The sequence below is a fragment of the Pseudoalteromonas luteoviolacea NCIMB 1944 genome, assembly GCF_001625565.1.
In the GTDB taxonomy this organism is placed as follows: Bacteria; Pseudomonadota; Gammaproteobacteria; order Enterobacterales; family Alteromonadaceae; genus Pseudoalteromonas; species Pseudoalteromonas luteoviolacea_F.
In genome coordinates, this window is sequence record NZ_AUXS01000002.1 from 80,484 (window position 1) to 101,783 (window position 21,300).

14 protein-coding genes are annotated in these 21,300 nt (G+C 39.3%); 7 read left to right on the top strand and 7 right to left on the bottom strand.

The genetic code is table 11. The features are described from left to right. The first annotated feature begins 15 nt into the window (after positions 1-15). Positions 16-1,362: a cytochrome ubiquinol oxidase subunit I gene (locus N483_RS00305; RefSeq protein WP_063383298.1), complete on the top strand. Its 1,347-nt coding sequence runs from the start codon at positions 16-18 to the stop codon at positions 1,360-1,362. Beyond that, positions 1,355-2,356 carry a cytochrome d ubiquinol oxidase subunit II gene (locus N483_RS00310; RefSeq protein ID WP_023399183.1) on the top strand — a complete coding sequence of 334 codons (1,002 nt, stop codon included), beginning with the start codon at positions 1,355-1,357 and terminating at the stop codon, positions 2,354-2,356. The genes N483_RS00305 and N483_RS00310 overlap by 8 nt, the downstream gene beginning before the upstream one ends. A gap of 59 nt (positions 2,357-2,415) precedes the next feature. Here N483_RS00310 and N483_RS00315 read toward each other — a convergent pair whose 3' ends face one another. Beyond that, positions 2,416-3,444 carry a lytic murein transglycosylase gene (locus N483_RS00315; RefSeq protein WP_036976022.1) on the bottom strand — a complete coding sequence of 343 codons (1,029 nt, stop codon included), beginning with the start codon at positions 3,442-3,444 and terminating at the stop codon, positions 2,416-2,418. Next, positions 3,425-3,706: a YcgL domain-containing protein gene (locus N483_RS00320; protein WP_023399185.1), complete on the bottom strand. Its 282-nt coding sequence runs from the start codon at positions 3,704-3,706 to the stop codon at positions 3,425-3,427. Before N483_RS00320 ends, N483_RS00315 begins: the two co-directional genes overlap by 20 nt. 146 nt (positions 3,707-3,852) lie before the next feature. Between N483_RS00320 and minC the strand changes: the two genes are divergently transcribed. From minC to N483_RS00345, 5 genes are all read left to right on the top strand, one after another. Then, positions 3,853-4,554: a septum site-determining protein MinC gene (gene minC / locus N483_RS00325; protein ID WP_023399186.1), complete on the top strand. Its 702-nt coding sequence runs from the start codon at positions 3,853-3,855 to the stop codon at positions 4,552-4,554. Between the two features lie 5 nt (positions 4,555-4,559). Next, entirely contained in the window at positions 4,560-5,369 is an 810-nt protein-coding gene (gene minD / locus N483_RS00330; protein WP_023399187.1) for a septum site-determining protein MinD, read from the top strand. A 1-nt stretch (position 5,370) separates the two neighbouring features. Continuing rightward, positions 5,371-5,634, top strand: coding sequence for a cell division topological specificity factor MinE (minE, locus tag N483_RS00335; protein WP_023399188.1), 264 nt, complete (start codon positions 5,371-5,373; stop codon positions 5,632-5,634). Between the two features lie 1,098 nt (positions 5,635-6,732). Continuing rightward, positions 6,733-7,209 carry a PLAT/LH2 domain-containing protein gene (locus N483_RS00340; RefSeq protein WP_172642407.1) on the top strand — a complete coding sequence of 159 codons (477 nt, stop codon included), beginning with the start codon at positions 6,733-6,735 and terminating at the stop codon, positions 7,207-7,209. Between the two features lie 173 nt (positions 7,210-7,382). Next, entirely contained in the window at positions 7,383-9,026 is a 1,644-nt protein-coding gene (locus tag N483_RS00345) for a hypothetical protein (RefSeq protein ID WP_023399190.1), read from the top strand. 142 nt (positions 9,027-9,168) lie between these two features. Here N483_RS00345 and N483_RS00350 read toward each other — a convergent pair whose 3' ends face one another. The 5 genes from N483_RS00350 to N483_RS00370 all read right to left on the bottom strand — a co-directional run bounded on the left by N483_RS00350 (position 9,169) and on the right by N483_RS00370 (position 21,048). Next, positions 9,169-10,071 (bottom strand): hypothetical protein, encoded by a 903-nt coding sequence (locus N483_RS00350; protein ID WP_023399191.1) that lies wholly within the window; start codon positions 10,069-10,071, stop codon positions 9,169-9,171. Continuing rightward, entirely contained in the window at positions 10,071-14,285 is a 4,215-nt protein-coding gene (locus N483_RS00355; RefSeq protein WP_023399192.1) for a DUF637 domain-containing protein, read from the bottom strand. Before N483_RS00355 ends, N483_RS00350 begins: the two co-directional genes overlap by 1 nt. Next, the gene (locus N483_RS00360) at positions 14,282-17,347 is read right to left on the bottom strand and encodes a hypothetical protein (RefSeq protein ID WP_023399193.1); all 3,066 of its coding nucleotides are present in this window, start codon (positions 17,345-17,347) and stop codon (positions 14,282-14,284) included. Before N483_RS00360 ends, N483_RS00355 begins: the two co-directional genes overlap by 4 nt. 1,142 nt (positions 17,348-18,489) lie before the next feature. Beyond that, positions 18,490-18,993, bottom strand: coding sequence for a YcgN family cysteine cluster protein (locus N483_RS00365; RefSeq protein ID WP_023399194.1), 504 nt, complete (start codon positions 18,991-18,993; stop codon positions 18,490-18,492). 81 nt (positions 18,994-19,074) lie between these two features. After that, complete coding sequence (locus tag N483_RS00370; protein ID WP_023399195.1) at positions 19,075-21,048, bottom strand: 7TM diverse intracellular signaling domain-containing protein; 1,974 nt, start codon at positions 21,046-21,048, stop codon at positions 19,075-19,077. Positions 21,049-21,300 lie beyond the last annotated feature (252 nt).

Genomic DNA, 21,300 nt, shown 5'->3' on the forward strand with positions numbered 1-21,300 from the left:
TAACAGAGGTGTGTCATGCTTGATACCTTATTGCTGTCGCGAATTCAGTTCGCGACAAATATAAGCTTCCATATACTTTTCCCGACCATATCCATAGCGCTTGCTTGGTTTTTGGTTTTTTTTAAAGTCAGATATGTTCAAACAAACCAGCCCGTTTGGCTCCGGGCTTATCGGTTTTGGGTGAAAATATTCGCGCTAACCTTTGCACTTGGTGTGGTAAGTGGTATCACCATGTCGTTCCAATTTGGCACTAACTGGCCTGGTTTTATGGAACGAATAGGCAATATTGCTGGCCCCTTGTTGGGATATGAAGTTCTGACTGCTTTCTTTATGGAAGCGACATTTCTGGGAGTTATGCTATTTGGTATGAAGCGTGTCAGCCCTGCTGTTCATACGTTTTCAACTATTGTAGTTGCTATTGGCACTTCAATATCTGCATTTTGGATTCTCTCTTTAAACAGCTGGATGCAAACACCAGTTGGTTATGAAATTATTGATGGTGTATTTTACCCAAAAGATTGGTTTGCCATCATTTTTAATCCGTCTTTTGGTTACCGTTTATCCCATATGTTACTTGCGTCCGGGATCACAGCGTCGTTTTTGGTTGCTGGAATAAGCGCTTATCGTCTACTGAAAGATGACCATAAACATGCACCAAAGTTAACCTTAAAAGTTGCTCTAACGGTCGCTGTTATTTTAACTCCGTTACAGGCGTTTGTAGGAGATCTTCACGGATTAAACACATTTGAACACCAGCCTCAAAAAGTCGCCGCAATGGAAGGTGTTTGGGAGACCGAAAAAGGCGCTCCACTTCTATTGTTCGCAATTCCCGATGAAGAGGCTCGAGCAAATCACTTCGAACTTGCTATTCCAAACCTCGCAAGTTTAATACTGACTCATGAATTGGATGGCGAAATTAAAGGCTTGAATGAGTTCAAAGGCGAGCACCCGCCCGTTAAGCCCGTTTTTTATGGTTTTAGAGTCATGGTTGGGCTAGGTCTGCTAATGATCTTGATTTCAGTTGTAGCCAGATTTACCTTGTTTAAAACCGGAGAACTGCCTCGTTGGCAACTAAAAGCATTAGTTGTAATGACGTTTTCTGGTTGGATTGCAACACTCGCAGGTTGGTATGTTACCGAAATAGGCCGACAGCCATATATGGTCCAAGGTTTAGTAAAAATAGAAGAGTTGGTGACACAAGTTCCGTCAGAGCATGTGTTATATACCCTTATTGGTTATATTTGTATTTATGCACTATTACTCGCAGCCTACATCAAGACCTTATTTTATACTGCCGATAAGTCCGTTGAGGTCGAGGAATACGAGCTTAATCCACCAATGCGAGGAGAGCAACATGCTTAGTACAGAGTTTTTGGCGCAGTTTTATGGTGCCTTAATGGCATTGGCGATTTTGGTGTATGCAATACTCGACGGTTACGACCTCGGAGTTGGTATTTTGCTACCGCCAGATAACAAAGAACAAGCAGACACCATGATTGCATCAATTGGCCCTTTTTGGGATGCAAATGAAACATGGTTAGTTTTAGCTGTAGGCTTGGCATTAATTGCCTTCCCGTTGGCTCACTCAGTTATTTTGCAAGCACTGTATCTACCGGTTGCACTTATGCTGCTAGGTTTGATCTTAAGAGGCGTTGCTTTTGACTTTAGGGCAAAAGCAAAAACAAAGTATCAGGATGCATGGGACATTAGTTTTAAGCTAGGGAGCGTCATAACGGCATTTTCGCAAGGGTTTATGCTTGGGTTATACGTGATGTCTTTTGATTCAAGCCTCGAAAGCTATGCGTTTGCAATACTTAGTGGTATTGGTGTTGTCTCGGCATATGGTTTAATTGGCTCTGCGTGGCTAGTAATGAAAACCACAGATAGTTTGCAAGCAAAAGCGGTTGCATGGTGTAGAAAATTCAATTTGGTTGCGTTACTAGGGGTGGTAGCTGTTTCAATTATAAATCCCCTTATCAATGACTTTGTTGCAGATAAATGGTTTGGCGATGAGCTATCGACGTTACTATTGCCAGTACCTTTTGCTTGTATTGCGCTATTTATCTATCAAGATAGGTTGTTGGCAAACTACAAAATGCAACAATCGATTGGCAGCAGTTGGAAACCATTCGCGATCACAACTTTAATATTTCTGCTGTGCTTTTTTGGCCTGTTATATAGTTTTTACCCCTACGTGGTTCCAAATCAATTGACAATTTATGAATCGTTAGCGGACGCTTCTGCTTTGACATTCATGATGTATGGTGTGGTGCTTGTGGTTCCAGCAATCATCGGCTACACAATTTTTTCTTACAGGGTGTTTTGGGGAAAAACAGAGGCACTTTCTTATTATTAATGTCGCTATATCAGCCCAACTAAAAAGCAGCTTTTAAAGCTGCTTTTTTTCGAATAAATTTAAATCTTTGGATAGCCAATTCTATCGGAGAGGTATCCAACGCTTGTTACGAAGTAGTAGCTTCTGTTCCAATTCATTAATGCTTTGTAATTGTCATAGGCTAAATACATTCTGCCATTTATATCATCGGGCATAACAAGAGCTGCACTAATATTCACGTTGGGTAAGTCTGTACCATCTGTGCGTCTGATCCCAAGTGATTGCCAATCGGATAAAGAGCGTTCAGAGTTCTTGAAAAACTCTAGCCATTGGCTGTGATTTCGGGTGCCACGTTGTAGCACATAGTTTTCAGAAAACCCTTCAGGTAACTTGACTTGACGGCCCCAAGTCAAATTATTATTCCATCCAACACTCTTTAGGTAATTTGCAATAGAGGCAAAGGCATCTTCTTTAGTTGTCCAAATGTCCTTGCGGCCATCTTTGTTGTAGTCAACAGCGTAGGAGTTGAATGAGGTTGGCATAAATTGGGTTTGACCCATTGCCCCTGCCCATGAACCTTTAAACTTATCTAAGCCAATGTGACCATCGCGTAAAATGTCTAGCGCGGCCCAAAGTTGGCGTTTATATAGAGCTTCACGCCTACCGTCAAATGCGAGGGTGACAAGTGAACTTATAACTGGATATCCGCCTTGAACTCGCCCAAAACTACTTTCAAGGCCCCAAAGAGCGATAATAAAGCGCCCTTGCACACCAAAATCTCTTTCAATTTGATCTAGGAGTTGTTTGTTTTCTTTGTACAGCTTTCTTGCACGTTTGATTTTCCAATCAGGAACGCGTTTTGGCAAATATGTTTCAAGTGTCTCGACAATTTCTGGTTGGGTTTTGTCAGCTTTAATTACTTTCTTTTTGAATTTAGCTGTTGCAAACGCTGATTCTACTAAAGATTGTTCATAACCTTTTGCAATGGCTTCTGATTTTAGTTTTTGTACGTATTTATCAAAATCAGCTTCTGTGGTTGCACTCACAGAAGCCGAAAAACACAGAGATGTAAGTATTACTTTGAAAGTCTTAGTCACTCTTTGCTCCATTTCGTTTTTTAAATTCGTCTAGAAGGTTTTCTTCAGGTGGTGGAATTTGTAAGTAAAACCCTTGTTCAGTTAATTGTTCCTTAACAAGGCTCAAATCTGCAACACCAAGTTTTTCTCTTTTAGCAAGATCAACTAACATTACAAATAATGGGGTGCCAAAAGTGGTCATTAAAGGCTCTGGAACTTTGCTGAAATCGTCTCTTTTTTCAATAAAAAGGTAGGTGTCGGCTTTTTTACTACTTTTGTATACTGCACTTAGCATTATAACCCTATAAATTCTTGCTTATCTTAGAGCAGCACTATACCATGACATATACAATAATTGGAAAGTTTTGCTGCTCTCAAACGTACACAGTACGGGGTCAAAATAAGATTTAATAAAGAGTACGCAGTTATATTTGAGCGCTTATGTCTACACAATCTTTTGAACTTAAGGGGAACCTTTTCACTTTGTCGGTGTTACAACTTTTGAACGCTGACCTGAGTGTTGTAAAAGCACAGTTAAGTGAAAAAATTTCTCAAGCGCCTAAGTTTTTCAAAGGTGCACCTATTGTCATTAATCTAGCAGAAGTTCAAAGTGAACCTTTGGTACTCTCAGATTTAAAGTCTATCTTAAGTGAGTTGTCACTTAACCCAGTTGGAATTTGCAACGGCAGCGAGGAACAGAACGAAACGGCTAAGTCTATTGGTATGTCAGTTCTAAACTACACTAAAGATGTTGCGCCAACCGTTGCATCTAGCGCAAAAACAGAAGTCGTCGAAAAACATGTCTATGTGCCGGCACAAGTTGTCAACGGTACGGTTAGGTCTGGTCAACAAATATATGCAAAAGATCGAGACTTAATCATCATCGGTGCAGTGAGTCACGGCGCTGAAGTCATTGCAGATGGGAATATTCATATCTATGGAACATTGCGCGGACGCGCTATTGCTGGAGCGCAAGGCAATGATTCGGCGAGTATTTACTGTCAAAAATTGGAAGCTGAACTAGTATCTGTAAATGGCAGTTACTGGATAAGCGATTCTCTGCAAGGAGAATTTTGGGGTAATCCATGTCAGATAACCCAAACAAACGAATCTTTAGAATTAACAGCATTGGTCAAAGGATAAATCTAATGGCAAAAATTATTGTCGTAACTTCCGGTAAAGGTGGCGTAGGTAAAACTACATCGAGTGCAGCAATTGGTACGGGGCTAGCACTGAAAGGCTATAAAACAGCCATCATCGATTTTGATATTGGCCTACGTAACCTCGATTTAATAATGGGTTGTGAGCGACGCGTTGTTTATGATTTTGTAAATGTAATCAACGGCGAAGCAAACTTAAACCAAGCGCTTATCAAAGATAAGCGCGTAGAAAAACTTTTCATTCTTCCTGCATCTCAAACTCGTGACAAGGACGCTTTGACTCGTGAAGGAGTTGAAAAAGTCCTAGAAGAACTAAAAGAAGAATTTGACTTTATCATTTGTGACTCCCCTGCTGGTATTGAAGCGGGTGCGATGATGGCGTTATATTTTGCAGATGAAGCAATCGTCACGACAAACCCTGAAGTCTCATCAGTAAGAGATTCAGACAGGATACTTGGTATATTACAAAGTAAGTCCAAGCGCGCAGAACAAGGTGAACAGCCAGTAAAAGAACACCTTTTATTGACTCGTTATAATCCGGAGCGAGTATCTACTGGTGAAATGTTGTCAGTGGAAGATGTTCAAGAAATATTGGCGATTGACTTACTTGGTGTAATTCCTGAGTCTAAATCAGTGTTAAATGCGTCTAACTCAGGACAACCAGTCATTTTAGACAGTGAATCTGATGCGGGCCAAGCATACAGCGATGCAATTGAAAGGCTGCTAGGTGAAATTATCGACTTTAGATTCCTTAATGTCGAAAAGAAAGGTTTACTGAAAAGAATATTCGGAGGTTAATTTGTCTCTATTAGATTATTTCCGTTCAGAGAAAAAGAACAGCGCTTCGCTAGCCAAAGAGCGGTTGCAGATAATTGTTGCACACGAGCGTTCTAAGCGCGGCACCCCTGATTACCTGCCACAGTTAAAACAGGATATTCTAGAGGTGATCAGTAAGTACGTTAAAGTGGACTCAGATGCAGTGAACGTTCAGTTTGAACAAAATGAAGACGATCTAGCTGTATTGGAATTAAACGTTACATTGCCAGAAGATGAGAGCAAGTAACTTAAGCCTTTTAACTAAGGTAGCTGGTTAAAGCAATCTTGCTTCTATAAGCGAATTTTAAGACCTGAATTATGTTGAACTGTATTCAGGTCTTTTTATATTTACTATTTTTTGACACTGTCCGTGAAAATCCTAGGTTTTCATATTAGAACAAGCAGTGTATTAACCCCATTGTAATAAGCGACTATCTCATCTTTAGAAGCCCAGTATCGGCTTATCCTATGCTTCAAAAGTTTAATTTTTTAGCACTTTTTTTAAGAACTTAACCCCATTGCGTTTGATATGAATGCACTTCCTATTGTTGTTCATCGTGTATTATTTGTCGTCAGTTTTCTATAAAAACTCACCTATAGCTGAATTGAAAATAGCGTGTCTGATAACAGACTTAAAATTTAAGGTGATTTTTCTTTCTTAATTATAATCGCAAGGTCGTTCTTTAATGCTTCACTAAGTTTTTGAACGTGTAATCGCCCCCTTTTTTGAATAATAATTATAGATTTTAATCGACTGGCATTTTACGTTCGTTTCAAAAAACGTAATGTTGTTGATTCTCCATCCTGAATGACATCATCAGCTAACATGCTCTAGAGCCTAATGTGCGCCCTTTACATTAGGCCATTATGGGTTTTGTTGTAAAAGTTGAAGCTGCACATGAGTACTATTGAAGACGGTTGTAATTGATTTAAATTAAGGTTTTTCTAAAATAAAAATTTTAGTTAAAAATATATATTCCTACCTATTGGAATAAATGTGACTTAATTTTTATCTTTGTATTTAATTTAAATCATTAAATCATAGGTTTGCTCTACCTCTTTGTATTTAGCTTTACTTGTTTGTTCACCAAATTAAAATTGTTTTGATTTTTTATCAGTTTTCACTGGTTGCTTTGCTTGTCATATTTCTTTAATGTATTTTTAATCACTTTTAGGTGGTTGGTTTTTATTTTAAATAATAAGGAAATTTAAAATGGTAAAACACATTGTTACATCAATTATACTTGCTGGATTATTTTCAACTACTAGTTCTTTTGCAAATGAGCAGGAAGAGCTTTTCCAGGGCACTAAAATCTCAGATAGCATATCTTCATTTGAAGAAAGTATGTTAAGAAACGGAGTTATAGACGAAGAGGCTTACATCCAAGAATACGTATTGAAATTCGGTAATGGTGACGACGGGAAAGCATACGAAAGAGCGTCTTTCTGTCAGGGAAGAGAAGCTGAATATATCGTAAATGTTTATACTTCAGATATTTATAGAGCTGGTACAGACTCAAGAATACACATGCAAATAAACTGGGGCGCAGGCGCAAGCTCTAATTGGGCTCGTTTAGATGTTTCTGGAAGAGATGATTTTGAACAAGGCGCGGTAAATGATTTTTATGTCTTTCTCAGAAACAATGGCTCATTGGCTAATACTGCGCTGACAATAAAAAGCGATGGTTCTGGAGACAAGCATGGTTGGCACCTTGATAGAGTTACCATAGAAGATACGTGTACCGGTGAAGTAGCAACTGCTCGGTTTAATAGATGGATCTCTAAGTCTGTAGGATTAATCTCTACACGAAGAATGCGTTAAAAAAAGAAAGTACTAAAAACATGAATAACAGTTTGGTTATATACCAAGCTGTTATTCATTATTATAAAGTTTATTAGAATGAAACTTTCTTATCCCTTTTAGCTGTTATCTATTGGTATAAAATTTGTGATGTATTAAAATTATTTTTTAAACAAAAAATAAGATGTAAAATAATGGTAATAAACCAAACTGAATTTAAATTGCGCTTCATCAATATCCCGCTTTTTTTACTTTTTGTATTTTCTGTAGTATTTGGCTTTCGAGCTGTGGCGTCTAGCTTTGCTGCAATACCAGATCTAGCAACTACTCCACTTGGAAACAAGGTCGCCGTGTCTTGTCATAACTGTTATAACGGGCCGTGGAACCAGATTTATAATTTGGGGCAGGCAAATTCAAAAATTAATAAAGCATTAAGTAATGGTGCCAATTTAATTGAGCTTGATCTTGCATACAATACAAATAACTCTCCAAACATATGCGTTAGCCACGAAGGTGTTGAAGCCAATTTATGCAAGAGCCCACAGCCAAGTTTGGAAGGAATTTTAAGCAATTCGACACTAAAACGGTCTAAGGCGTCTTTATTTATTGAGATCACTAGGATCACAGCCGAAGACGAGCAAAACTTTACGACCGAATTTTTAGATACTCTGCTTAAATACCCTGAATATGCAGCTTCTCATCGCCCTATTTACTTTAGAGCATTTCAAAACAAGCTAGGTTATTTGACAAAAATTCAAAATGAACTAAACAACAACCACCGCTACGCGTCTATTCGAAACCATGTGCGTTTTTCAGTTCTATACATTGATAGAAACTGGGGAGGTGCAGGTTCAATTAAAGCACTGCAACAACAGATTAAAAAACAAATCGCTGACAATAATTTTCATATTGCAGAGTTTAATTTTCAAATGAAAGACCTATTGAGTGCAACTCGTTACTCAAAATCACTAGGATTGGATGTCGGTATTTTTACGATTCCGCAGCGCTTTGGTGATGCTATGACGGCTGCGCTTAGAAACGAAGTTGACCAAATTACCACTGAATATCGAGTTGATCTTACTCGAGACGTGATAGAAGAGAAAAACCAAATCGCATACTTGAATGCCGCAGACTGCCAATCTCAATCGGATAGTCAGGTGTCTTATTCTTACAATTATCTTGGCGGAAAGAATACAGTAAATGAATTAGTCAATATACCCGCTACGTCAAGCAGTTATGGTACGCCTGCGCTATGGTTTGACTCATCAGGTGAAGATAGATTTTCATGTTCACTCGACTTCAGAAGTAACCAGAACTTATCATCTCGTGCTTTGTCACTTGGAAATAGGAGTAATGCGTTAGGTGAAGGGTTTTTAGTCACAGCGAATGTTAACTTTGATAAATTGAACACTCTGCCTGAGGGCACTATGGCGATTGTAAATAAAGCTCAATCTGGTGGGTTTGCTTTAGAGTTGGCCAAACAAGGAAGCCAAGTAAAAGTAAGATTTGGTGTTCACATTAATGGCGCTTATCGCTATAAAAGCTACGATGTAAACAATACAGGTATCCGAGGTGCCAATTCTGAGCTTAACTTAACCGATGCGTACTTTTTAGTAGGCGCTTACGATGGAAATGGTGGTGTTTATTTATGGATAGATAATCAGCAATCTGGACACATTACTAGCTATAACGGCACCGTAACGAGACATAATGAAGATATTCTGATTGGTGCAGATCCAGAGCCTTCTGCGGCAAAAGATGCGCGCTTTTTCTTTGATGGGTTGATTCAACAAGTGTCTGTCTTAGCTTGGGACGATCACAATACAGGCACTAATTAGTGTTAAAAAAGAGTCCAAAATATCATAGCAGCATTTAGGTTCTAGCTTGAGTCAATGCAAAATACTAGGCCCTACCATTTTGGTAGGGCCTAAGAATTGAAAAGAGCACGTGTACTTTCACGCTCCCTAACTTTTCATGTTATTAACACTTCAAGTTAGCATCAGGAAAGTACTGCTCTTTAAATTCGATAAGTTCTGCTTCAGTAATATCAATTAGATTGTATGCTACAAGCTCTTTTACCTTTGGCATTTGGTGCTGTGATAGCGTGTTAAGGCAATCTCTAGTCATATCAGAAATTTTAAATTCATCAATTGACCATTCACTTAACTGTTTGCAAATTTGCCCTAAATCTTCCGGAGGAACATTGAAAAGCTCAATACTAAGCGGTCCAGTCCCCATGTATTGCTCTAAACTAGGAAGATCTGCAAGACTAAACAGTTCATCATTATCATACCCACATGCATCAAAAAGCTGGTAACCGTTCTTATAGATATTTAATGTGCTAATTGTATTATTAGGACCCGCAAAATACACATTAATCGCACCGCTGTCGTCGATGCTGGATAGCTGTTCAACAGCGGATATGCGGTATGAACTTAACTTATCTGGGGAGTTCCAAGAATAAGTGTGTTGTATATTACCTTTGCTAATAACTAAATCAGAATATGCGTTTGAGTCGCTAAAGTGTTGACAACACCCCTCCTCGGCTTTGCCATCAACATAACACTCAATATCACTGATTAGACTATTAGGTCCAGGTACAAAAACATAACCTGTATAGGGTTTACCCTGAAACTCTAAAACTCGATAGCTCTCCCAATATTCATCCAATAAATCATCAAGTATTCCCATGGACGGCGACTGTTGATATGGAAACTGGTGCTCTTCACTCGTTTCCCCTTCGGTATATGATTGAAAGCGAGTAACAACTCCCTTTTCGGAAAATAGTGCAATGCCCGAAAAGGGCACTCCACTATAATAAACGCGGTTGTCTTTAAGCAATAGAGCCTCAGACAACACGACCATAGGCGCATAATATGGCACTAGGGTGCCCCTTCTGTACTAGTTCTTCCTGTAAGTATTCTAAACCTATCAAGAATTCCAGTACAGTTTTGGCAAGCGTGAAACGATGTACCTGCGCCATCACCTTTTAATCGAACCGTGGCAATCCTAAATTGACTGGGGCTGACATGTGGATATTTGTGCAGTATAGCGTTTGCAGCTCTAACCTCAGCGTGCAGTGCAGGCGCAGCTGCGTGCGTTGATGAGATTAATGTTCCATGCTCTTGTGCATTTTTTAAATATCGCTTTATTTCAGCTTCCATAATAGGATGCAAGGGTTCGACGTCCGATTTATAGAACTGGTTTTTAATGTGATTTAAGTATTTCTCATGATCTGTAATAACCAAGGTTTGAGGTTTCGAACCATATTCAATACCGTTTTCTGGTTTCACTATTTTATTTAGCTTTGAAGGTTTTCCTGTGAAATTAAAGAAGGTCTTAGTCGTAGTATCTATTGACAAGCCGGGTACAAAAGCTTGGGCTATCGCTGTTCTATTTTTAACCTCAGGTGTATTGCCGTCACCATGCTTAAGTAAATATTCAGCTTCGTCAATTAGTTGTCGAACAAAGTTCTTCTCATCATTTTGCATGATCTTCCGAGCAAGATCTTCCCTAGTTGTGCGCTTTAGTGCGTTTTTAAGAGCAGCAGATCCAAGTTTAGCCAATAGTGGAGCAGAGGCGAAATTCTCCAAAGCTTCAAATAGAGGTAAGTGTTCAACATATCTATTCCAGCGATTCTGGAATATCTCTCTAATAGCTTCAATACCTTTAACACCATGCAAATTTGCGGCGTCAATCGTTAACTTCATTTCGACGAACGCATTCACAGCACCAGAAGTAGCCGCCATCTGACCGAACTCTTTCCAGTTAAAATGTATTATCTGACTATCGAGGTTATTTAAAGAGTTTGTAACGGACATACCATACTCTTCTACAAGTTCGGCCTGTTGTACAGGGGTACCTTTAGAAAGGAGTTCCATAACAGCAATATCATGCAGAAGTGCAGCCTCAGCCCCTGAAATTTCAGTATTAGCCAGCGTGCTATTATTAAATGCAGAAGGAAGTTTAACGCCATCCTTAAGCAAGTCACCAACCGTATAAGTTTCTAAAAATGCAGCTTGCAGTAGTTCGTATTCTTCTAGAGCGCCAAGGAGTACAACCGCCCTTCTATGCTCGAGGCTCATTGTTCTAAAAGTAGAACCTTGAGAAATAGCTTGTCCGTTGCTAGCAGCAGAGTTAATCGCACTAGCTGTGCCTTTTGCAACAAATGCAGAAAGTCCGGCGATTAGCCTAGTTATATCTGCACTCTGGGCTTGTAGTGTATTAAGTTCAGATATTGCCTCACGAAGTCGCGTCCAATTATAGAGCTCTGTTGGGCTGATTTTATTGTTTTCATAGTAGTACTTGATTTCTTCTGCGGACATACCGGTCGCATCGACGCCGACATGCTTTTGCAACCAAGCAGCTACATCTTCACCTTCTTTAGTGAGCTTATCTACTTGTGGATCATATTGACTCGCGACAAATTTAGCCGCGACTGAACCAGAAGCGCCAGCAGCACAATCTTGCGATTTATTACCTGAAGTCGACTGAACTGAGGCTAAAAGACAACCCGTAGCAGCATGTGCAATATACTTCATTGCTTCATTGAAACTACTTTTCTCAATATTTTGCGTAATCCCCTTACCAACTTCATTTATAGCTTGAAGTTTGAGTGAATTAACGAACGCATTGCCTAAAGTATCAAGAGATTTTCCACTTATGAGCGTCTCAACCCCTGCTCTAACGGCTGAAGACACAACAACTTGAGCGGCTTGATTACCTATAGAAATCAATTCATCGGCGTTGGCTATAGCAGCGTCTGGCAAAATTTTATCAAAGAATTTAATGCCCTCTAGTTCTTGCAGAAGACCCGCAGTTACCATAGAGATAGCCAAAGATCGAAGGTTATCACTTTCGGTGATGGATTTGATAGCGCCATCTATCCCTTCACCGTTGGCGATACTCGTCGCAGCTTGAGTCGCAAGTGTTGCTGCGCCCGCTGAAAGTGCTGCGGCAGAAAAAGTGCCTTGGCCAACAGCCTGTGCAATCGCTCCTTCCGCTCCAATCCAGTTTGCGCCAGCAGGACCCATTGCAACCGATACCGCGATAGCAATAATCGCCATTGCAGCCGGACTTAAGTTGCTTGTTTTTTCGTGTTTGTGGACTTTCTCAAGTTTCGTATAAACCACATCAAGCAAGCTGTTGCACTGTTTAAAGTCGGGATCTGCTTCTATTGCCGCATAGGCATATTCAGAGAAACCGTCTGGTGTGATCGCCGAAGCCTGGGGAGGACAAGCGTATTTCGGATCATTGTATATATCAGCCATCCAAGAGAGGCTCTTGGTAGAGCTTAACCCATTTACGACATCGGTAATCGACTCGCCCTGGTATTGACCTAATTCTAAGGTAAGTCCAGCAGTGGCATTAACACGTACTCCGCCGATGATGTCATTGTATATGGCTGTATCAACAGTATCTTGCTTAGTTTCTGTCTTTATTTTCCAGAAACCTTTTTTCACTTTGTTGTAGAAGTAATGATCTTGCTGTTTCGCTAGAAGTAAATGCACTTTTCCGTTGTGAGCATCTATTTCAGCGCCTTGAGTTGACGTGATTTTGGTAGCTTTTAATGTGATGTCGCCATATTCAGAACTGATTACGATACCCTTGCCAGCGTCTAACACAGAGCGGATTGCAATTGTCTCGAATTCTTGTTCAGTCTCAGTGGTTTTACCCCACTTCCTGTCCATGGTGCCAGAGTATTCGTCAAATTCATTGAGAATGTATATACCGTTGTCAGACAGAATTTCGATTACACCTTTATCTGCATGCAACTCAGAAGCAATTATTTCGATAATACCGGATGCATATAGACTAATATTATCTTTTGCAGTCAAAATAGACTGAATATAGTTAGTGCCGTCTTTTGTCTTGTGGCCACCTCTAATCTTAAAGCTCGCTGCGTTTTGTAGTTTGACTGCACCGATCAAGATATTACCGTCAGCTGAAAGTGTAATACTCCCACCATTGGCATTCGCAGTTGCGCCAGCAAACTCCATGTCGCCGTACGTTTTAATTGAAATGCTGCCACCAGCATTTATAGAGGCGATAGAGCCTAAATAGTCTGAGTAACCATGCACCGTTTTAAACCTATGTACAAAGGTCTTTTGGACATAATTGCCCGCGACTATGTCGACGTTCCGTTCAGAGTTTATCTGTCCATAGTTGTATAAAGTTCCTGTCGCTACACCTTGAACTTTACCTGAAGCATCAGGCAAAAAGCTCACACCCGCATAAATACGCGACGCGGAATTGTCGATGCTGATGCTTGATTTAGAGCCGATGACCAAGTCGTTGATAGTGGTAAATACAGTATCGCGCTGTAATTTAATATCGGCATTGGTGATCTGAGCTGATTTGAAAGTTGCATTAGATTTTCTAAACTCTACAGTATGTTGGCCGTCAGTATCACGGTCTTCTACGGTAGCTTTTTGTAGGTGAACAACTGGCACTAATACGTATTCACCTCCTATTGAGCGACGTTCTGGCCAGATAAAGTCGGCCTTCATCGTATCGGCGATACCCTCGGGCAACGTATCGCCAAACTGGTATTTGAAAGTACTCTTACTGGCAACAGTTTTTGCGTTAGCATATAACTGGCTGATTTGAGCCTGTTCGCTGGTAAACGTAGTTTTGTAATAAGTACGTCCTATCAGACGCTTGATTTGCGAACCGATAAGTTTGCGCTGAACAAAGCTATCGCCAACGAGTTTTTTTAGTGGATAGATGGTCCTTTCTTGAGGAACAAAAATAGTGATATCGCCAGCTATCGGGATCCAATCAATAGCGATTTCACTAGGTACACGATGCAAGTAGCTTGACTGTAATACAGAGTGAAATTCTTCTATTGTCTGGTTTGCGTAATTCCCTGGTGGTTTTGGAATATACTTCGAGCGTTCATACAAATATGTTTGTATCGCAGAGCGAGCAAACAATTGCTCAGCAGATAATTCCTGCTGAAAGAGTCCATTTGATGCACTTGTCATCGCCGCAGCAACACTAGGAATAGTAAGCTGCAACATCATAAATAAAGTTAAAACGTAGCTAGTGGCTCTGTGCCATAAAGAACGCTTCATTGTATCCATAGGCGCATTCATTTTAAATTGCCTCCTTGTTCATTACTACCTAACGAAGCAGATGACTGGATTGGTAGTGTGTGAATAGAGCAGCCTTCACACGGTGGTGGCTCAATTGGGCCTCCGCCGCCTCCGCCACCGTTGCCGCCACCGACGTAATCAACAGTTTTGGTCTTGTTCGCACTGTAACTTCCGCAGAGCTTATTGCCATTGTATTGCGTACAAGCACGTACTCTATATCGGATTTTACCGTCACTGCGTTTTGAGAAAGTTCGGTTTAGGCCTGTGGAGGTTGCACTGCCAAGTGACGAATCAATTTCATAAGTAGTATTTGGAACCAATACTGGCGACCAGCTGAATGTAACTGCACCCGTGTTTTGGTTGTAGCCAATGTCTCTTATAACTGGTGTTTTTGGCTTAGCGTTTTTAAATGTAGAGTAAAGCACTGTTTTAGAGTGGAGGTGACTTGGGTTATAGCTAACAACGTCTGTCACAAATTGAGTGCGCGCTAAATCGTGAAAGAAACGGTTATAGTAACGGAAAGTGATTTCAATATTACCGCTGCTATTTTGAGCTATATCGTATCGGCTATTTGGAAATGAATTGCCCCAGTACCCATTAACTGTTCTTAAATCTGGTTCACTTGGATTGTGATAAAATCTCTGTTGTACAGAACCCGCGCCATTGAAATTACCTTGATATATGGCGATCATTTCTTTAATTTGTGCGTCGGTCTGTTCTGTTCCCGGTACGATCCCATCTTTCGCAGCCTCTGCTGCTATATTTGTGACCCCCGCTGAGTGGTCAGATGGAAAACAGCGCTTATCATAGAAATCTTCTCCATCTAATAACAAGCGGCATTTATAGATAGTGATGACCAAAATGTCGCCGTGATCATATTTGTCTACACGACTGTTGTAGAAGAACATTTTGCCGAATTTAGTGGTTAATAAGTTTCCAGCGTTAACAAAAGCGTCCTGCTCTTTCTTTGTGTATGCTTCAATATAGTCGTCGATACTTTTTTGTAAGAAATCTTCCACTTTAACTTGGGTTTCAACTAATATTTCTGAGCTCAACCCGTCAACATCATCTAAGAAAGAGGTGAATGTAGTTTGTGTGTAGTTGTCTTGGTAATTATCATTGCCACAACCTGTGACAATACATTTTACAGAAGTACCTGCATTGGTTTCTGAAGAAGCCACAATTGCTATTGACGCAAAATTAGTGTTATAGAAATTTGAGCGGCCATGAATTTGCATAAAGCTCATTAAGTTATTAAATACAGTTGATGACGTGCTAGTTAAAGGTGAATAATCAAATCTGCCAAAGCTATATAGAATAGCCATAGGAGATAACGCGTCTACGTGAGTTTCTAACTCGGTCCCATGTGTAATGTGTTTTTCTTCAGTACTATTTTGTTCTTTGCGAGCAAAAATATAACCCTTAGTGTCTACTCTATATCGCTCGTTCTGCATTACAGGGGTATTTATTGTGAAGGTTCCTGGGTTGTCCAAACCTAATATAGAGCTACTGTTTAGCAAATACTTACTCGCGTAAATATTAATAGAGTTTTGCGCCGTGATGCTCACACGTCGTGATTTGGCATAGTTCAGTTCTACTTTATCATCCCATATCTCGACTGAGCGACGAACTCTATAGTACGGGTTGATGTTCTCAACTTGAGCCGCATTTATTGACAATTCAGAAGCAGAGATATGTGCTGAAAGTTCACTGACTGCAGACGATGGTGTGTTGTATCCGTTGCTGTTGTAAATACCGTAATCTGCGGCGTCTGATAGGTCACTTTGAATTGTTAGGTCGGATTTTTTAGCAATACTAGGCGCGACTTCTTGACGTGAACCATTGATGAAATAGCTGGTATCAAGCGTGACAACATTACCTAATATACGACCACCTAAGTGATTGAAAATAGCATCTTCAGCATATACCTTTAATGAGGTTGCATTGAGTGCCCGGCGGTTATCAAGTATTTTTGAGCCTACCTCTAGGTTCCCTGCGACTTCAATATAGCCGGTATTTTTTAACGTGCCTTTAATTGATATTTCTGAATTATGACTGGCAATCATTCCAGTGTTCTCAAAATGCTCACCACTGAGAATATTTGCACCAGTATCAGATAATAATGTGCCCGCATTAGTGACTTTGCCATGGTTACTTTTTTTACTTGTGGTAACAATATCTATGTTGCCCGTAGGTACGAAGAAATCATCACCGACATGTCCCGATGCCATTAAGTCAGATTGTGTTGATAATTTTGTGCCTTTTGTAATTGTGATAGGTCGTGCACTGACAATTGCAATACCTGCACCGTGAATATTGCCACTGAAAGAGTTTACTGAGCTGACAGTTTCATCGGCATCTACAACTTCATGATTATTGTAATTGACTGTGAGTGGTCCTGTAAAAAAGCTAAACCCTCCATTAACGCCAATTAACCCTGAATCGCTGACAACGTGATTGCTACCCTGTTTCTGTGCTCTAAAAACAGATTGAATATTGCCTGCTGTGCTAATTGTTCTTGCATGTGTTTCAATGGATACGGCATCAGGGGCACTCAAGTTATTTAACGAAACTTTTCCGCCTGATGTATTTGTTAAGTTGCCTACACTACTCATACTTGAAGATAGTCCAGTGGAGTTAGTGGACGCAGCTAGTGTGATCCGTGGGTATCCGGTAAATGAGCAACTAGTACATGAAATGGACCCATTTGTTGAGCTAACGATGAATATGATATTTGCAGAAATATCGCCAGATACAAAAGAAAGCGAACTGTTCAAGCTAATTGTGTCTGCATGTATAACAATTGTTTTTAGCTGATTTTTTGGCGTTATTCCTGGTAATGAGTTGTGATCAAGCATTAACAAGGGACGCGTGATGTTGAAATTTTTAAGGCGATTGTATGATATGCCGTGACTGTTTGCTTCTGTCACGATAAATTTATCGACATCCCCACTTAAATAGTTGGGAGAAGTTTTTGTATTTGTCAGTGTTATCGTGGAAGCGGATGAAATCCACGACTGACTGAGAATCAAAAACAATAAAACGGATTTTAGTAGTTTCATTTGACCTCGTACTATATTAGTTATTATTAATTCGTTTCAACTGAGTAGTTAAAACAGTGTCTCAGTAAAAAGAAGTTGTTAATGGATCAAGGCTTATAAATAAGCTCAAAGTTGGCATGTGGGTTTTAATACATGAATACAATTTTAAGCCATTGTTAAAATGGATATAACGTTAGGTAACACTGCTAATTTCAAAAATCCATACGCTTAAAATCTTACAAGTCAAATTGTTTTTAACTTGCTTATATGCACTGTAGAAAGCTTTATTCCTAATTACTTATAGCCAGGTTGATCAATTAACTTTGAAATGGTATTACATCAAAGTATCCCAAAACAACGCCAAATGTTAATTTGCCCGCTTTTAATGTGAAAAAATTAATCATTTAATAAAGTGTGTGTTAATTTAAAGAAAATTAATAATTTTATATCCTATCCTTGCGAATCTAATTAATAGATATTTTTTCTTTAGATTTACTTTGCTAAAAGCGACTACTTTCGGGTAGGGGTGAAGCTGTTAATACTGGAGGAGCTAAAACTCAATGTTGTCTATTTACTGTTGAAAACTTTTAGCACTTTGTCTTGTAAAGAACTTTAACATAATGATTTTAATGAGGTTTAATCTGGGAAAGAGATGTTTTTAACTTGAGCTTGTCTGTTATAAGTAAGACACTTAATAGTGTCGGATGTTGACTTGTGTGAGCATTTTTTTTAATCCGATATTGTAGTGGTCATAATATTAGGCAATATTGCATTATCATGAATTTATTGAGATTTCGCATAACGCCTATTGGGTGTGTTTAAAAAATAATCAGTCAATGTGATGTGGGGTTATGAAGTTTTCAGCAAGATACTTTTAATATTCACTGTAACCAAAAGTAAAATCGTAAATGCTAAATTTTTATTTCTATTTTATAAAACCTATGTTTGAAATATCTTCATTTTTTGGTATGTTTTTGTTGAATTGTTAAGAGAAAATAGGCGGTTAAACAGAGGATATAATATTGAAAAAATTGATTTGGTACTTGGAAAAAATGAAGTCGAGGTTGATTGAAGAGCGTGTTTTTCACTGAACACAGCGAGGTTGCGTGCTCAGTGAGCTAGATAAACAAACTAGCGACTAACCAATAAAAAAGTTATACGGTTTAATCACAATCGTGCTCAGGCCATTCTACGATATGCTCTTCGAACACTTCTTCTAAATCTATTTCTGTTTCTTTTACAACTTTATTTTGAATGCTGACGCCGAGATCATGCATTAGCTGTTTGGAGCCGTTATTCCTGAGTGGGTGCCATGATGCAAGGCCTCTGCCCTCATAAAGTCTTCTATAGCTACATGATTGGGGCATGAAGAAAATATCTTTTAGGTTGTCTTTTGTTAATTGAACACAAGTAGGCACCAATGTCTGTCGCTCGCTATAACGTGTGCATCCACCTGTTTTGACATCGCTATACTGACAAATGACGTTGGTGTATAACAGTTCCTCACCGTCTCTGAGTACGTCAGTGCTTTCAAAATGCTCTTCTTCTTCATCACTGTTAATAAATGAGTGAAGACAACACTTTCCACACCCATCGCAAATTGACTCCCACTCTTGGGGGGACATATCAGCTAAAGACTTAGCTTCCCAAAACTGTATACTGCTCATATTTAACGCCCAAAAAATTGAACGACGGATTCTACTGTATAGTTAGTTATAGCGCAAAGAGTAAAATGCGCTAAGACTCTCCTACTGAGATACTGCGATCGTAGCTTTTGAATCCATTGGTAATGAGATTTCAATACACAGGCCACCAAGTAGACTGTTATGAGATTCAATTTTTCCATTATGGGATTCAACTATTTTTTTACACACTGCCAATCCCATGCCTTTACCACCCATAAGCGTGCTTCTCGACACCTCTTCTCTAAATAAGGGTTGAAACAACTGCTGATGTGCTTCATAGGATAGCGGCATACCTGAATCTTCGATTCGAATTATTAAGTCGTCATTGTGTACATGAGTATTAAGAGATATTTCTACCCCTTCTCCGCCAAATCGCAATGCATTTTTAACAACTTCGCATACGGCATTTTGTATCGTTTGCTTGTCTAGCGTAATTGAAACCGTATCACTTAATTTGTTGGAAATTGAAAATTTGGACGTTTTGGGGTCTCCCTCACTGAGACAGGTTTGAAATACTTCATTGACATAGACTTTGGCATTGGTTGGTTCTTTGTTTAGCAAAGACGCAATATCTTTGTCGTCTGTCACCAGCATCAATTGATCAATGAAAGTGTTTAGCTCATCGATTTTAGTCATTAACTTATTGTAAGAATCTTGAACGTTTTCGACGATGTTGTATTGTAGCGACTCTACCTGAATCTTCATGACTGTTAATGGCGTTCTTAGCTCGTGGGAAAGATCCGTGAACAGTTTTTCTTCTTTTTCTTTAAGCTTGACCTCTTTGTCGTTGACTTCTTTATGCTTTGTATTGACGGTTTGGTTTAGAGCGTGAACCTGATGCTGCAACTGACTAAGTAGTCGAGATTGCAAAGACTTATGTTGAAGTGCAAGGGCAACTGTAAATAGCAACACTTCGATTAAGTAACCAATTTTTATAAAGGATGTAATATCGAAAACATCGATCAAGTTGCCGTAGCTGGCACCAACTATTGTGAAAATGTTTAGAAACAATAAGTGATTAATCAAACTAAAGGTGAAGGTTCTCATACCTGGGCCTTTCTGTTTCGCACTCCAAGTAACGGTATAAACGAAAACAGGTATGACAACGGTGCTTAGAATGAGATTGAAATAGACACTGTTAATGATCAGTGCTGTTGGTACTAACATCGCGTATAAGCATATGAAAGCGCAATAGACTTTATTCAGCGTTGGATGGTAGTGTTTAAGTTGTAAGAAGCCTCTCACAAATAATAGATGAAAGAGTGGCACGGTGGCCATTAAGAAAATTGAAAACTGCCCAGAAAACGCATTATGGTCAGGCCAAAAGTATTGAAAGCTAAAGCCCGCTGTATCCACCACGATTAAAAAGAATAAAAATGTCCAAGCTGCGTAGTACACGTTTGTACTATTTCGATTGAAAAACAAATTAACCAATACAATGAGTAATATTGCTGCTATTACACCGGTAAGACTGGCATTGGTAATTAAGCTTTTGTGGGACTCCTTAAGAAAGTTTTCAGGTGTGTGGACTCTTATATTGGCAGGCGCATTGGCAAAAGTCTGATATTCAATGAGGTATATATTTTCGCCAAAATCCAGATCTAGGGGGATATACATCTGAGGGTCTTGGATCGGCCTTTTGCTGAATGGGTCTGATTCATCAAGGTTTAATAAATCTTGCCAACCGTAAAGGGTTTTTTTATAGACTGATAGTTTTGCCAGGCGCGGAAAGCCAAACGACATCATCCATTTTTTTTGGTCACTCGAATTGTCTAGTTTTATGTATGCCCATTTAGAATATATTCCCATTTTGGGCTTTTTGTTTATCTCGTTGAGTGGTCTAAAGTTGTTTGTGTGATGTTCAAAGTCAAAAGCGCTGCGAAATTTACCGTCATAATCGAAAAAAAACATAGCTTCTTGATTTAATGGTAAGACTTGAGTGCCTTTGGTAACACTGCTCGATTTCATATCTGAAAGTGGGCTAGCTTGTATGGCTGTACAAAAAAAACACAGCATTATCAGCAAAAAACAGCGCATTACTTATTCTCTTTACCTTTTTCAACAATGCTAACCCTCAATCATGTAGCAAATATGGAGGCTGAGAATGATTGTTGTTTAGCTAAACTTCTAATGTAAATGATTGTAACACAACAAAATCTCATAAAAATACGTTAAAACAGTTATATAGCAAATTCAGTTGCTTCATTTATCGCGAATTGTTTGATGATGGACATTAATTGGTAATCGTTTCTAGGTACAATTATCGTGACTGAAATATTTCTGTCATAT